This is a genomic window from Hassallia byssoidea VB512170 (assembly GCF_000817785.2).
Classification (GTDB): Bacteria; Cyanobacteriota; Cyanobacteriia; order Cyanobacteriales; family Nostocaceae; genus Hassallia; species Hassallia carrinoi.
In genome coordinates this window covers 146,499-158,647 of record NZ_JTCM02000004.1, presented here as the reverse complement: position 1 = coordinate 158,647, position 12,149 = coordinate 146,499, and the positions used below count along the sequence as shown (strand labels likewise).

Genomic DNA, 12,149 nt, shown 5'->3' with positions numbered 1-12,149 from the left:
GGGTTGATTTCCATAAAATTTAAGATAATTGTAGAGTGCTTCTGCCGCCAGGAGAAAAATTGATTAATTTCTCATTCCTGTCCGCTCGTTTAACCCGTGTTGGAATTGGTAATAATGTTAAGATGACTACTGATTCTCAGTTTTCCGATCGCTTTGATTTGCAAGCTAATAAAGATTTGCAAATACAGGGAGTTAAACAAACCAATGAATCTACGGGTGCTATGGATATGGTGAAGCGCGATCGCTTCGAGTTATTAAGTGCTTACCTCGATGGTGAGGTGACAGCTGCCGAACGCAAGCAAGTTGAACAATGGTTGGCAAACGATGCCTCAGTCCAAGTCTTGTATGCCCGACTGTTAAAGCTACGGCAAGGCGTGCGGAATCTTCCCGTACCACAGCCACTACAGCCAATAGAAGAAACAGTCCAGCAAGTAATGGCTTCTTTACGTCGGCGTTCCCGGCTAGCCTGGGTATGTGGAGGTACTGCCGTCGCCGCTTGCGTCATTAGTGCTGTTTCTGGCTGGCTACCAGGTGGAGATTCCAGTATACCTCAAATGGCTCAAAAACCTTCAATCGAACCGACACAACAGACGCCTTCGCCTGTTGCCGCTTCGCCACTGATGGTTGCCATTAATACTCCTGTCTTCCCTATTCCCAAAACAGCAGAATCCTCTCCGAAAAATTCAGTTGATCGGGTTGCACCTCAACCAGAAAAGACTGAACAGGAACTAAATTAATTCCGGAGTTAATTGTTAATTCCGCTCTTTATAATGCCAACTGTTAAGCCGCAGCCACTCCACCAGCCATCGTGCTGTACTAGGCTGCCTTTTAGTTGACAAATTTGCTGCGGTGTCATTAAATAGACCCAGGCAATACCAAGCGATCGCTCTTGTAGATCGTATATTTCAACTTCTTGTCGATTATAAAGGTTTTCAGTTGTTTGTCTGGAGGGCTGGTAATCTTCTAGGATATCTAGGTTATTTAAAACCTTTGCATCAACAAATGTCAGTAAATATCCGTAGACTAGGCTATCTCCTAGCGTCATAGCTGGGTAGCCCATCGGTAAAGCAAACAGTTTACCAAAAGCGTAAGCTTTCTTTGCATCTACCACTTGAAGCGCACAGTATCTTTGATAATTTGCTTCACCTGGTTTAAGCGTGCCGTAAACAAAGACTTTTAGCATCAAAAATCCTCAATACTAATATTCTGCTCTTTTATTGGATGCATATGATTGTATATCTTCCAATGCCAATTGCTCGAATTTTTTCTGTTTATCTTTTGGCAAAGAACAAGAGTAGTTTTTGATTAATAATTCTTTGCCTTTAGCAGCATTTATGTAAAACCAAAACATTTCTAAATCTTCGGATGGGCTAAAAGCCTTCTCTATAATTATCTGAAAATTATAATTTATTCCAGAAATTGTATAATTCATTTTATATTGCTTAGATACTCTCTTTCAAACTCTTCGTAAGCAATTCTTAAAATTTTTTCTCTATCCTCTACATCTTCAAATTGCTCTGCTAATTTTAAAATTTCATTTTTATTAATTGATTGGACTTTCATATTAATTAAATAATTTTTAATTTCTTTAGAAATATCATCAATTATCAAAATTACGTTCCCATCACTCAATCTTTCTTTGTTAAAATTCATCTTTAATTCTTCATAAATGTTATCAGCAGTATCATAACTGTATACCTTAAGTTTTTTTATTTGGTAAACAACGCCAAAATTTGTAGAAATATCTATCCCTCCATCGTTTGCAGAAGTGCGAGTATCGCGGTAAATTTTACAAGCAAACTTTTCTAGATGAACTTTGATTATGGCAAAACTAAATATTTCAAAATTTGTGGGATTTATTTCGATTTGAACTTTAATTAAGTTAAGAAAATCAATTTGATTTACAGCTAACTCATGTCTGTACTCATAGTTTAGCAGTTGAGGAATCAAACCTAATTTATCGGTAATATACTGATTGATTCTTTCGGGAATCCAAGAGATAAGCATCTCAGCATTTGTGCTATATGGTGGGAGTAGCTCATAACATTTATTATCAATTGCTTTGACTACACCATACTTTGGTAAATTTCGAGAAGGATAAGCATCGTAATACTTTCCTCCAATATGTAAATTATGTTGTAAGTAAGCTTGCATATATTTTACAGCTTTTACATAACAAATCCTAATTTCTTTATCTGAAAATTGATATTGTTTTGTTTCATAATAAGCTTGGACTAATCCAAGAGTAATTATTGGAAAAATAACTTTTGTTTGAGAAAATTTGAGCATTCGCTCAATATTATTTATACAAAATTCCATATCACTGATTATCATTCGTAATTATTAAATGTTTGACATCATTGAGAAAATGCAATATTATTTTGCAAATAATCTAAAGTTATTATTCCAAATGGTTTGGCATGATTAATATTAAAATTAATTATGTCATAAATCTTAATTCTAGGGATGAGAACAGGTGTATAAACAATATCTCTAATAAAACCAGTGAAACTAAGTATCTCCATAAGTCGTCATAATCATAAAAGTAAAAAGGTTGCTAAAGACAGTTATGCAGAAGCGCGGCGGCGATCGCTTTATTTTTTATAAATTAAAAATACTGAACCAATAGGTCCGGCATTTTCTACATATATTTTGTTATTGTAATACAACCCTGGAGACATCCCGCCATCAAATAACATTCCTTCTTGAATTTTACCTAAACAATTATTTTTGGCAATTCCCTCAAGAACATCATCAAAATTATCTGGAAGCAATTCTTGATTAACTTCAGATAAACTAATATCTGAATTGGCTTTTGAATCATTAACCAACAGAATTACATAACCTTTATTAGTTGTAGCTACTAAAGAACGATTAGTAGCTTCTTTACAAGCAAATTCTCCTAAATCTTGGCAGATATCTTTAAACTGCCCTTGACGATAAAATCTGCCATTACCACCGACTAAATTGTAATTCAGAATATCATTTTTTCTTCTTCCTGCTTGGATTGTAGCCGTTCGGTTTTTCGGTTCACCTCCTGAGATTCCAAAAGAAGACCGTTTATTTTTAAAGATTCCGGAATACTCTATTCCACGAGAAATATTTAAACCTTGTGGTTTATTATCAGTTTCTATATAGTCAGCATTAATTGCCGCAATGGGTGTTTTTCCGTTTAATTTAGCATTTTCGTTAGCGATGATTTCATGAAACTGTGTAGGGATATATTCTTTGAGCAATTTACCTTTATCATCTTTGGTGTAAAGATTATGAGCTAAACCGACATTAACTTTAAAATCTAATTCTTCAGATTTAGGATTAAAAATAATTACATGATTGATACCTTTTGAGTCTTTATCACCTTGATTATTAGTTTTGAAGAATTCCAGACTGAATTTGGCATCGTCACCAAGGCAAGTTTTTTCAGCTTCAACTGTAGAATTGCCTGGCAAATTTTTACAGCTAGATAAGAAAGCGATCGCTACTACAAAAATAGATAAGAAAAGTCTTGTTTTCATCGATATATTAAGTAAGCTTTTGACATAGCGCTCAAACGGTATCACAATTTTTTCAAATTAAAAGAATTATTTGTTTTTAATTAGTGATATAATCATAAGATTCAGAGGTGATTTATAAAATAAACATAAAATTGATGTAGGGTGCGTTACTACGTTAACGCACCCTACGGACTAAACTTCTGTTCTACAGCAAGCCCAAATCTTTCAGGCTGCGTCGTGTAATTTCAATCCTCGCTGGTGCGTCTGTTGCTTTATTCATGTCAATGGTGGTTGCGAAGAAATAGACATTTTTGTTTTTTTCTAAATAGCCGACAAACCAACCCAATTCTGGTTTAGTGCTGTTTAACCATCCAGTTTTTCCCCGCAGTGTATAATCTGGTGTCTGTTCTCGCACCATGATGTCTTTAACCAAATCCATTGTCCGTTGCGAGAAGGGCAGCTTGTTTTGATATAATCTTTGCAAAAACTCAATCTGTGCTTTAGGGGTAATTTGCAATGGTCCCTGCAACCAAAAGCGATCGATATCTTCAGCGGTGCCAATCTGACGGTTGCCATAACCTACTTTATCGATAAATTGCTGCATCCGCTCATGTCCTAATCGACGTGCGAGAACTTGATAAAACCAGACAGTTGAATCTTTGAAAGCTTGACGCAAATTCGTATCGTGATTCCAAACATCGATATCTCGGCGAATCCCATCCCAAGTGAGGACAGCGACATCATTCGGCATAATACCAGTTTCTAATGCCACCATTGCATTAAAAATTTTAAACGTTGAACCGGGAGTCATTGCAGTCGCGTTACGTTGAGGATTGTGTTCATAGGTGCGGTTGTTGTTCAAGTCGTAAATTAAGATCGATCCTGAGAGTTTAAATTCTCGGAAATGTCGTCCCAAATCTGGTGCTTTTGCAATTACTGGATGTTGAGTGATGGTGGAATTATTTTCAGCCAGAACACGCACGCTGAAACTTATCGCGATTAACAAGGCAATACATCCAACAATAAAGATAATAAAGCGCGATCTACGCAGAGCGTAGCGCCGAAGGCATCGCCACACACGAAGCAGCATTTTTTCTCCTCACACATATTAACAAGCAGGAAATAATACACCGTCGTTTTGCTGATTTCCGGATGGCAATGATATCATGTCCCGTTAATTAACATTAATAAAAACACTGCAATCGTCGTAGAGACGTTCCGACGGAACGTCTTTACAATATGTGTGATTAAAAAACATGATATAAAAACCCCCGCTACAGCATAACCATAGCGGGGGAAAAGTTTATATGTCGATTTTAGTTAATCCAAAATCCAAAATTAAGAGAACCACTCGACAACAGCTTCATCTTTGGTGTTAGTGTTGCGAGATGGTGTCTCACGAGTAAACTTCATTTGAATTGACCGTGTTTGCTCACCATCAACAGCGACAGCCTTAATCGGATAGTCAATTAAACCATCCTGGAAGGACATCTGGAAGCGGAATGTACCATCTGGATTCAGCTTAATCTGACGATCGCCAATTGTTACAGTAGCATCGGGTTCGGTTGCACCGTAAACAATCAACTCAGCATCCGCAATTAACCAGAACTGACGCGGACGCATCGGCACGTCTCCAGAGAAGCCAGCACCAGACATTCCTACACCAGACATAGTTAAACCAGATGTGGTGGGAACTGCCCACATACCTACCCCAGAGGGGAATACGTAGGAACTGATGGTTTGTTCGTGGACGGAAGTTTGATGCATCGAGCCAAATATAGAACCAGCAACGCGCATTGCTTCGGTAGATTCAGCCATGCCAAAGATTTGGTCATAGATAGGATTGCTACCGTTGGCGTTACCGTAAGCGTTACCGTATGCGGTTGTTTCGGCAACTTTCTTGGATGGGGGAACCAGTTCGTATTGAGTTTTGCCAGCCAAATCTTCTTCAAAGTTGACTGTGATGAAAACGTCTTCAATCCAGTCAGAAGGATAGACGGGAGGAATGTGTACTGGTGCCGATCGCGCCAATATCAACCAGCGACCATCAGCACAACGATAACCGATATCAAGCACATAATCGCGATCGCTCACTGGCACCGGTAAATACCATTCCCGCGCTAATTCATCAGAAGGATATTCCTGAATGCTGTGGGGGCTTTGGTATTCAATATTGATGTCGGTAACATCATAAATCCGCAGTGCTAATTGTTGTCCACCTTGGCGGCGCAGTTCTTCTTTGTGTTCGTTGGAAACATCCCAGTAAGTGTAAGCCCACTGAGGATCTCGCGGCATCAGCACAATCCGGCTTTCTCCGTAACCAGCTGGCAAATCGGCGAGTCCTTCGTCAACATCTGCCAATGAGCCACCATTACGATCTATTTGACCTAATTCAAATTTTGCTGCTTCCACGGTTTCCTGTGCCTCCGGTGAACGAGATGGGGTGAGCGAAACTTTACTGCGCTGAACTTCTTGAATCGATGCCAGCAATTGCGATTTACGCATCCGGCTATAGCGAGAGATACTATATTCGCTCGCAACTCTACGTAGTTGCCTTAGCGTCATCTCTTCTAGCGGTGGGCGTTCTTTTGCCATGATTTTGACCTCCAGTAGTTTAAAAGGTAAATGATTTCCCCTGGCTAAAGAGTGGTGTAATAAATGCCATCCAATCCAGATGAACTTCTTATTCCTGAAGGAGTGGCTTTTGCCCAGTTTTGAGATTTTTTTAGTCGGTTTTTAAATTAAGGTCTACTTCCTAGAAATTCCCTACAAATGCGATCGGCATTTATTTGGGATCGGAAAAGTCCCTTTGTTAATGAATATTAACTAACAAACCCGCACAGGGATCAAGGGGTCTCAAGACCCGTTTTTGTCGTTTTCACGAATTTATCAGCCATTTGGGGATCGTCAAGTTATGCTTTCATGACATTACGGCGAAAAAGGGGCTTTTTTCACCCCCAAATAAAGAGTTAATGTCAGGAAGTAATGACATTAGCTCCAAACCTAGTCTTTAAACTACATCGGCATATAGGTATATATCACCGCTAATCGGATAGTAATTATTTAGTAATTGTCGTAAATCTTCAATCACTGAGATAGACCGCGTTGCTAACTTGCCTTTGGTGTTAGCTTTACGAATTATCAGCCGTGGTCTAACTTTGCCTGAAGGGGTGTAGATATCTTCTGTCAGCAGGGTGCAAGCTTCACGGATTCTACAGGCGCTAAATAGACACACGCCAAACAAGGTTTTATCCCGGTCGTTTAAGTGTTTGTGGCTAAAAACTAGTTGTATCTGCGATTGCGTGAGAATTTTGGCGCGTCCGTGCCTGTTGATTTTCATTGCGCTTTGCAAAAACTGCTGTAACCTATAAATTACAACAGTTTGAGACGTTATTTTTGCCTGCTTAATTTGACTGTAATAGTTTGGGCAATTCTGTCTCAATTTCGTCAGGACTTATTGTGATTCTGTTTGGTGACGCTCTTAATATATCAACGTATTTGTGAAAAGCTTTGGTGTCATGAGGGTTATGGCGAACATAATCACGCAATTCTGCCCGTGTCATATCTTCAAAATTCGATGTTTTCATATCTTAATCTCCCATCAACCTCAATTTCTATTTCTATTGTGTCATTGACAATCATGTAGATACATTTGGTTCGTTCATCTAATCGAGTCATGTTAATGTCTTGTAATAAATTGCTAGCCATTATACAGACTCGGTATAAGGTTTCTAATTGCGCTATTGTAGGCTTCATTCGCTGGTAATTTTAAAAAACTTTCCATTTTAGCGTGAAAAGGTAGCCTGTGTTAAATGGCTATTCAGATTATTTGACCGATTTTTCGATTTTTGTCTGATTTATCGATTTCGGCTGAAAGCTTTGTTTTATCAGCATCCCCACACCTAAGAGCGCGATTCATAAGCTAGATACAGCGCTGGACTTGTGTCAGTTCCTCATTCGTGGTAACTTATTTACGTTTTGTACTTACATACGGAGAGCCACAGATGAAAAATGTTGCTGTAATTGTCCGAAGATTGATATCAGTATTTTTGGTGTTAGTTGTAAGCTTGATGTTCGTAGTGTCTCCAGCTAGTGCTGCTAGTGATACAGAAGCCTACTTTGCTTTTGAAACACGACCTAACGAGAAACCTTTCACTATTAAGCTCACTGACCCGGAAAAAATTCAAAAGGCAAGAGACATACTCAGTGGAAAAGAGACAGATACAATTCATGTAATGGGAAGAATCAAAAAAATACCTGCTGACTACAATTCAAATTGGGACTACCAATTAGATTCCTCAACAATTAGCTTCTTTCCAGTAGCGATAGAAGTTTGTGATGCTACAACTAATTACGTCAACGACCATTTAGACGAGGTATGTGGTGCATTTTTACCAGGTTGCTTTTGGTGTCCTTGGAGTTCAAAGCTAGTTAAAGAAGTTTCTACTAATTAAAATAATTTTTGCGTAGAAGCATAACAACCTGGGGTAATGTGATAGTCTCCCCAGGTTTTTGCTTTATCTCTATTAGTCTATTTTATTAATTTTGCCCTGTCGTGAGGCTTAGATCCCCGACAACTTTTACGAAGTCGGGGATCTAGCAACCCCTGAGAACTTATGAAACGAACCACTAGCACAACCGCACAAATTATTGCTTAACCGAAGCGTCCACTAATATATTCTGATGCTTCTTGAGTTTTGGGAGACTCGAAGATTTGCCTTGTCGGACTAAACTCAACTAATCTTCCGTAGCGTTTGCCGTGTTTATCGGTTTCTGTATTAAAAAATGCCGTCCAATCTGCCACCCTCGAAGCTTGTTGCATATTGTGAGTCACCATGATGATGGTGTATTGTTGCTTCAGTTCTAAGCAGAGTTCTTCAACTTGACGGCTAGAAATTGGGTCGAGAGCAGAACAAGGTTCATCCATCAATAATACATCTGGTTTCATGGCGATCGCTCGCGCAATGCACAGTCGTTGTTGTTGTCCACCAGATAAAGCTGTACCTTTTGATTTCAGTTTGTCTTTAACTTCATTCCATATTGCAGCGCGTCTGAGGGAATCTTCGACTAATTCATCCATATTACCTTTATAACCATTAGAACGCGGTCCAAAGGCAATATTTTCGTATATTGATTTGGGAAAAGGATTTGGTCTTTGGAAAACCATTCCTACTTGTCGGCGCAATTTTACTGAATTAATTTTCGGATCGTAAATATTGCGATCGCGATAATTTAGTCTCCCTTCAACTTTTGCTCCTGGGATTAAATCATTCATCCGATTAAAGCAACGTAGAAGGGTACTTTTACCGCAGCCGGAAGGTCCAATAAAGGCGATAATTTGCTTATCAGGAATATCTATGTAGACATCTTGAAGTGCCAAGAAGCCGCTATAAAATACTTTCACACCCTCAGCATTAAAAACTGGATTATCTTGTTGGCTGAAAGTAGTATTGCTCTGGCTACTTTTATTGTTGCTATAAGTCATTATTTCTCTGTCCTAATGTCTGTAACTGCCAAATTTGCTTTTTAAACCTCTATCGTTATCAAAAAGAGGTACTGTAAGTGCATTTGTGTTTCTATCCTCTGGAAAAATGCTTGATTAATCTATAGAAAAGCGTTGTCTCACATAAATCGCTATTCCATTTAAAGTCAAAATCAAAAGAATCAAAGTGATAATTGTCGCTGCTGCTGCGTTAGCAAAACCCGGTTCGGGACGAGTAATATAACTGAAAATTTGAATGGGTAGTGCCATAAATCTTTGGAATAAACCAGGATTAAATGTCAGAAAACTAACAGCACCAACCACAATCAAAGAAGCCGCATCACCAATAGCACGAGATACAGAAATAATTACCCCTGTGAGAATACCAGGAACGGCATAAGGTAAAACATGACTGCTAATAGTTTGCCACTTAGTTACACCCAACCCGTAAGAAGCATTTCTTAAAGAATCTGGAACTGAGCGAATTGCTTCTCTTGCCGTCACAATAATTACTGGTAAAGATAGCAAAGATAAAGTCAACGCACCAGAAATTAAAGTTGGACCAAACCCTAGTAAGTAATTGAAAACTCCTAAACCTAGCAACCCATAGACAATAGAAGGCACTCCCGCCAAATTGCTTATATTAATCTCGATAATCGTTGTCCACCAGGTTTTTGGAGCGTATTCTTCCAGATATAAAGCTGCTCCTACACCAATTGGTACAGCAGTCAAAATCACAGTAATTCCTAAAAGGATACTACCAATTATTGCCGGACGAATACCTCCTTGGTCTGGAAAACGCGAAGGAGTTTCTGTCAAAAAACCTGGACTGAAAAACCTGACTAATCCATCTTTAGAGATATCAAAAATTAGCAAAGCTAGAACGAATAAGCCAACTAGCAACCCCAAAAGAAAAATTATTTCAAAGGCTTTACCTAAGCTTTCTCTACTTTCGACATTATCAGTAAATTCTCTCTCTCGATCTAGAGGATTGTTTGGTCTGTATGTGGTAGACATATTTATTAATCGTACTTTTCCTTAAAGCGATTAGAAATCCAGTAACTAACAATATTCAAATTCAGTGATATTAAAGCGTAAGCACCTTCAAAGTCAAGAACGCGGTACTGCTTTGATAGCATCTGGGCTGATACCAATGGTAGTAATCATTAATACAGCTGCGGCACAAAAAACTGCTCGTTTCGGGGGGGACGGATGTAATTATCCCCTGTCCTCCTGGGAGGTAACTCTAGGGGTGGGGGTGTCAAGTCTTCGTAAGGTATTTTGCTGAGGATGTGACTGATACAGTTAAGGCGGGCACGTTTTTTATCGTCAGCATCGATGGTAAACCAGGGAGCTTCTGGAATGTTGGTATGAGCAAACATTTGATCCTTGGCTTGGGAATACTCTACCCACAAATCTCTAGACTTGATATCCATTGGGCTGAGTTTCCAGTGTTTTGCCGGGTTGTTTGCGCGGTCTTGAAATCGTCGCTCCTGTTCTTCATCACTCACAGAAAACCAGTACTTAATCAAAATGATGCCTGCTCGCACCAACATTCGTTCAAATTCCGGACAGGAGTGTAAGAACTCTTGATACTCCTCGTCGGTGCAGAAGTTCATCACTCGCTCTACACCAGCCCGGTTGTACCAACTGCGATCGAAAATGACAATTTCTCCCGCAGCCGGGAGATGAGCCACATAACGTTGAAAATACCACTGGGTCTTCTCGCGGTCTGAAGGCGTTCCTAGAGCAACGATTCGACAACCCCGTGGGTTGAGGAACTCAGTAATTCGCTTGATGATGCCTCCTTTGCCCGCAGCGTCTCGTCCCTCGAATATGATGACAACACGCAAACCCTTCTCTTTGATCCAGTCTTGCTGCTTGAGTAACTCAATCTGAAGCTTCTCAATTTCCTTTTCGTAAAATTCGGTTTTAAGTTTTTTGAGTCCCTCTTTTTTAGCTTTATCTTCAGTTTCTGTTAGCAACGTTTTTGAACCATTATTCTCTAATTTATCTTGGCTTTTGTGTTTTTTTTGTTTTGCCTTGTGGGACTTTTTTTTCTGGGATGATTTATCTTTCAGTTTTTCCGGTTTTTGCTCAGTGATTGTTAGCAATTGGGAAGCATTGTTGTCGATTATCTCCATCAATATTTCTCCTTACTATTTAGTAAATTACAAACACGCGGTTTTCTTGCAGACAAAAACCTGGGAATATCACACTCAAGTAATCATTTTCTTAATCGTACTTTTCCTTAAAGCGATTAGAAATCCAGTAACTAACAATATTTAAACTCAGGGTGAGTATAAACAAAACAGCACCTACAGCGTATAAAGTCTTAAAATTAACACTGCCACGCGGACTGTCTCCACCAGAAATTTGCGCCATATATGCTGTCATTGTTTCTACTGATTCCAGTAGGTTAACTGTTATTCTCGGCTGTTGTCCGGCAGCTATAACAACAGTCATCGTTTCACCCACAGCACGGGAAATCCCTAAAATAATCGAAGCGCTGATTCCAGAAAGTGCTGCTGGTAAAACAACTTTAAAAATGGATTCGAGTTTGGTGATACCTAAAGCGTAAGCACCTTCACGTAAAGAACGCGGTACTGCTCTGATGGCATCTAAGCTGATAGAGCCAACCGTCGGAGTAATCATTACTCCCATCATCAACCCCGCACTTAAGGCATTGAAAATTTCCAAGGGGAGAAAATTCCGGAGCAGTGGGGTGATAAATAACAGTGCAAAGTAGCCGTAAACAACTGTAGGTATCCCTGCCAAAAGTTCAAATGCTGGACGGAGAATTGCTGCTACTTTTGGTGGTGCATATTCACTTAAATAGATAGCAGAACATAAACCTAAAGGAATCGCAACTGACATAGCGATCGCTGTAGTTAAAAATGTACCATTAATCAGCGGCCAAACGCCAAAATGTCTTTCTGCAAATAGAGGAGTCCACTTAGTATCCAAAAAGAATTCAGCAAAAGAAACTTCTTGAAAAAACTCAAATGCCACCTGGAAAATAATGAAGACAATACCAAATGTGGTCAGGACGGAAATTAAAGCACAGCAAAATAAAATTGCGGCAACAATTTTTTCTTGAATATCTTCCGATGCTTTCTTTTCTAGTGATTCTCTAGATTGGTGAAAATTATCTTGATTTGTAGCTTGCATAA

The 12,149-nt window shown here is 39.1% G+C and carries 15 protein-coding genes; 2 read left to right on the top strand and 13 right to left on the bottom strand.

Annotated elements, in window-relative coordinates; all coding sequences use genetic code 11:
• Positions 1-122: 122 nt before the first annotated feature.
• A complete protein-coding gene (locus tag PI95_RS03550; RefSeq protein ID WP_039753950.1) occupies positions 123-737 on the top strand; it encodes an anti-sigma factor family protein in 615 nt (204 codons plus the stop codon).
• An 8-nt stretch (positions 738-745) separates the two neighbouring features.
• On the opposite strand, the gene PI95_RS03545 is transcribed toward PI95_RS03550, so the two are convergent.
• The 9 genes from PI95_RS03545 to PI95_RS37405 form a co-directional block, all read right to left on the bottom strand.
• Positions 746-1,183 carry a gamma-glutamylcyclotransferase family protein gene (locus PI95_RS03545; RefSeq protein ID WP_039752693.1) on the bottom strand — a complete coding sequence of 146 codons (438 nt, stop codon included), beginning with the start codon at positions 1,181-1,183 and terminating at the stop codon, positions 746-748.
• Between the two features lie 15 nt (positions 1,184-1,198).
• The gene (locus PI95_RS03540) at positions 1,199-1,432 is read right to left on the bottom strand and encodes a hypothetical protein (protein ID WP_039752692.1); all 234 of its coding nucleotides are present in this window, start codon (positions 1,430-1,432) and stop codon (positions 1,199-1,201) included.
• Positions 1,429-2,334 (bottom strand): hypothetical protein, encoded by a 906-nt coding sequence (locus PI95_RS03535; protein WP_163518574.1) that lies wholly within the window; start codon positions 2,332-2,334, stop codon positions 1,429-1,431. The genes PI95_RS03540 and PI95_RS03535 overlap by 4 nt, the downstream gene beginning before the upstream one ends.
• A gap of 260 nt (positions 2,335-2,594) precedes the next feature.
• Positions 2,595-3,515, bottom strand: coding sequence for a phosphodiester glycosidase family protein (locus PI95_RS03530; protein WP_039752690.1), 921 nt, complete (start codon positions 3,513-3,515; stop codon positions 2,595-2,597).
• A 184-nt stretch (positions 3,516-3,699) separates the two neighbouring features.
• The gene (gene blaOXA, locus PI95_RS03525; protein ID WP_163518572.1) at positions 3,700-4,584 is read right to left on the bottom strand and encodes a class D beta-lactamase; all 885 of its coding nucleotides are present in this window, start codon (positions 4,582-4,584) and stop codon (positions 3,700-3,702) included.
• 248 nt (positions 4,585-4,832) lie between these two features.
• On the bottom strand, positions 4,833-6,089 hold the full coding sequence (locus PI95_RS03520) for a DUF4912 domain-containing protein (protein ID WP_039752689.1): 1,257 nt from the start codon (positions 6,087-6,089) through the stop codon (positions 4,833-4,835).
• A 415-nt stretch (positions 6,090-6,504) separates the two neighbouring features.
• A complete protein-coding gene (locus tag PI95_RS03515; RefSeq protein WP_163518570.1) occupies positions 6,505-6,834 on the bottom strand; it encodes a site-specific integrase in 330 nt (109 codons plus the stop codon).
• 64 nt (positions 6,835-6,898) lie between these two features.
• Positions 6,899-7,081 (bottom strand): DUF6887 family protein, encoded by a 183-nt coding sequence (locus PI95_RS03510; RefSeq protein ID WP_163518568.1) that lies wholly within the window; start codon positions 7,079-7,081, stop codon positions 6,899-6,901.
• Positions 7,062-7,250: a DUF6888 family protein gene (locus PI95_RS37405; RefSeq protein WP_039752688.1), complete on the bottom strand. Its 189-nt coding sequence runs from the start codon at positions 7,248-7,250 to the stop codon at positions 7,062-7,064. Before PI95_RS37405 ends, PI95_RS03510 begins: the two co-directional genes overlap by 20 nt.
• A 248-nt stretch (positions 7,251-7,498) precedes the next feature.
• Here PI95_RS37405 and PI95_RS03505 point away from each other — a divergent pair, with 248 nt between their 5' ends.
• Positions 7,499-7,948: a BP74-related protein gene (locus PI95_RS03505; RefSeq protein WP_201280280.1), complete on the top strand. Its 450-nt coding sequence runs from the start codon at positions 7,499-7,501 to the stop codon at positions 7,946-7,948.
• Positions 7,949-8,148: 200 nt separating this feature from the next.
• Here PI95_RS03505 and pstB read toward each other — a convergent pair whose 3' ends face one another.
• From pstB to pstC, 4 genes are all read right to left on the bottom strand, one after another.
• Complete coding sequence (gene pstB, locus PI95_RS03500) at positions 8,149-8,979, bottom strand: phosphate ABC transporter ATP-binding protein PstB (protein WP_039752687.1); 831 nt, start codon at positions 8,977-8,979, stop codon at positions 8,149-8,151.
• 114 nt (positions 8,980-9,093) lie between these two features.
• The gene (gene pstA / locus PI95_RS03495; RefSeq protein WP_039752686.1) at positions 9,094-9,993 is read right to left on the bottom strand and encodes a phosphate ABC transporter permease PstA; all 900 of its coding nucleotides are present in this window, start codon (positions 9,991-9,993) and stop codon (positions 9,094-9,096) included.
• 149 nt (positions 9,994-10,142) lie between these two features.
• Entirely contained in the window at positions 10,143-11,120 is a 978-nt protein-coding gene (ppk2, locus tag PI95_RS03490) for a polyphosphate kinase 2 (protein ID WP_052325746.1), read from the bottom strand.
• Between the two features lie 91 nt (positions 11,121-11,211).
• Positions 11,212-12,147, bottom strand: coding sequence for a phosphate ABC transporter permease subunit PstC (pstC, locus tag PI95_RS03485; RefSeq protein WP_039752685.1), 936 nt, complete (start codon positions 12,145-12,147; stop codon positions 11,212-11,214).
• Positions 12,148-12,149 lie beyond the last annotated feature (2 nt).

Excerpts from the sequence above, each read along its gene's own strand:
- PI95_RS37405 (WP_039752688.1), bottom strand. The coding sequence starts at position 7,250 with ATGAAGCCTACAATAGCGCAATTAGAAACCTTATACCGAGTCTGTATA.
- PI95_RS03545 (WP_039752693.1), bottom strand. The coding sequence starts at position 1,183 with ATGCTAAAAGTCTTTGTTTACGGCACGCTTAAACCAGGTGAAGCAAAT.
- PI95_RS03535 (WP_163518574.1), bottom strand. The coding sequence starts at position 2,334 with ATGATAATCAGTGATATGGAATTTTGTATAAATAATATTGAGCGAATG.
- PI95_RS03515 (WP_163518570.1), bottom strand. The coding sequence starts at position 6,834 with ATGAAAATCAACAGGCACGGACGCGCCAAAATTCTCACGCAATCGCAG.
- pstB (WP_039752687.1), bottom strand. The coding sequence starts at position 8,979 with ATGACTTATAGCAACAATAAAAGTAGCCAGAGCAATACTACTTTCAGC.
- PI95_RS03530 (WP_039752690.1), bottom strand. The coding sequence starts at position 3,515 with ATGAAAACAAGACTTTTCTTATCTATTTTTGTAGTAGCGATCGCTTTC.
- pstA (WP_039752686.1), bottom strand. The coding sequence starts at position 9,993 with ATGTCTACCACATACAGACCAAACAATCCTCTAGATCGAGAGAGAGAA.
- blaOXA (WP_163518572.1), bottom strand. The coding sequence starts at position 4,584 with ATGCTGCTTCGTGTGTGGCGATGCCTTCGGCGCTACGCTCTGCGTAGA.
- PI95_RS03505 (WP_201280280.1), top strand. The coding sequence starts at position 7,499 with ATGAAAAATGTTGCTGTAATTGTCCGAAGATTGATATCAGTATTTTTG.
- PI95_RS03540 (WP_039752692.1), bottom strand. The coding sequence starts at position 1,432 with ATGAATTATACAATTTCTGGAATAAATTATAATTTTCAGATAATTATA.
- PI95_RS03550 (WP_039753950.1), top strand. The coding sequence starts at position 123 with ATGACTACTGATTCTCAGTTTTCCGATCGCTTTGATTTGCAAGCTAAT.
- PI95_RS03520 (WP_039752689.1), bottom strand. The coding sequence starts at position 6,089 with ATGGCAAAAGAACGCCCACCGCTAGAAGAGATGACGCTAAGGCAACTA.
- ppk2 (WP_052325746.1), bottom strand. The coding sequence starts at position 11,120 with ATGGAGATAATCGACAACAATGCTTCCCAATTGCTAACAATCACTGAG.
- pstC (WP_039752685.1), bottom strand. The coding sequence starts at position 12,147 with ATGCAAGCTACAAATCAAGATAATTTTCACCAATCTAGAGAATCACTA.
- PI95_RS03510 (WP_163518568.1), bottom strand. The coding sequence starts at position 7,081 with ATGAAAACATCGAATTTTGAAGATATGACACGGGCAGAATTGCGTGAT.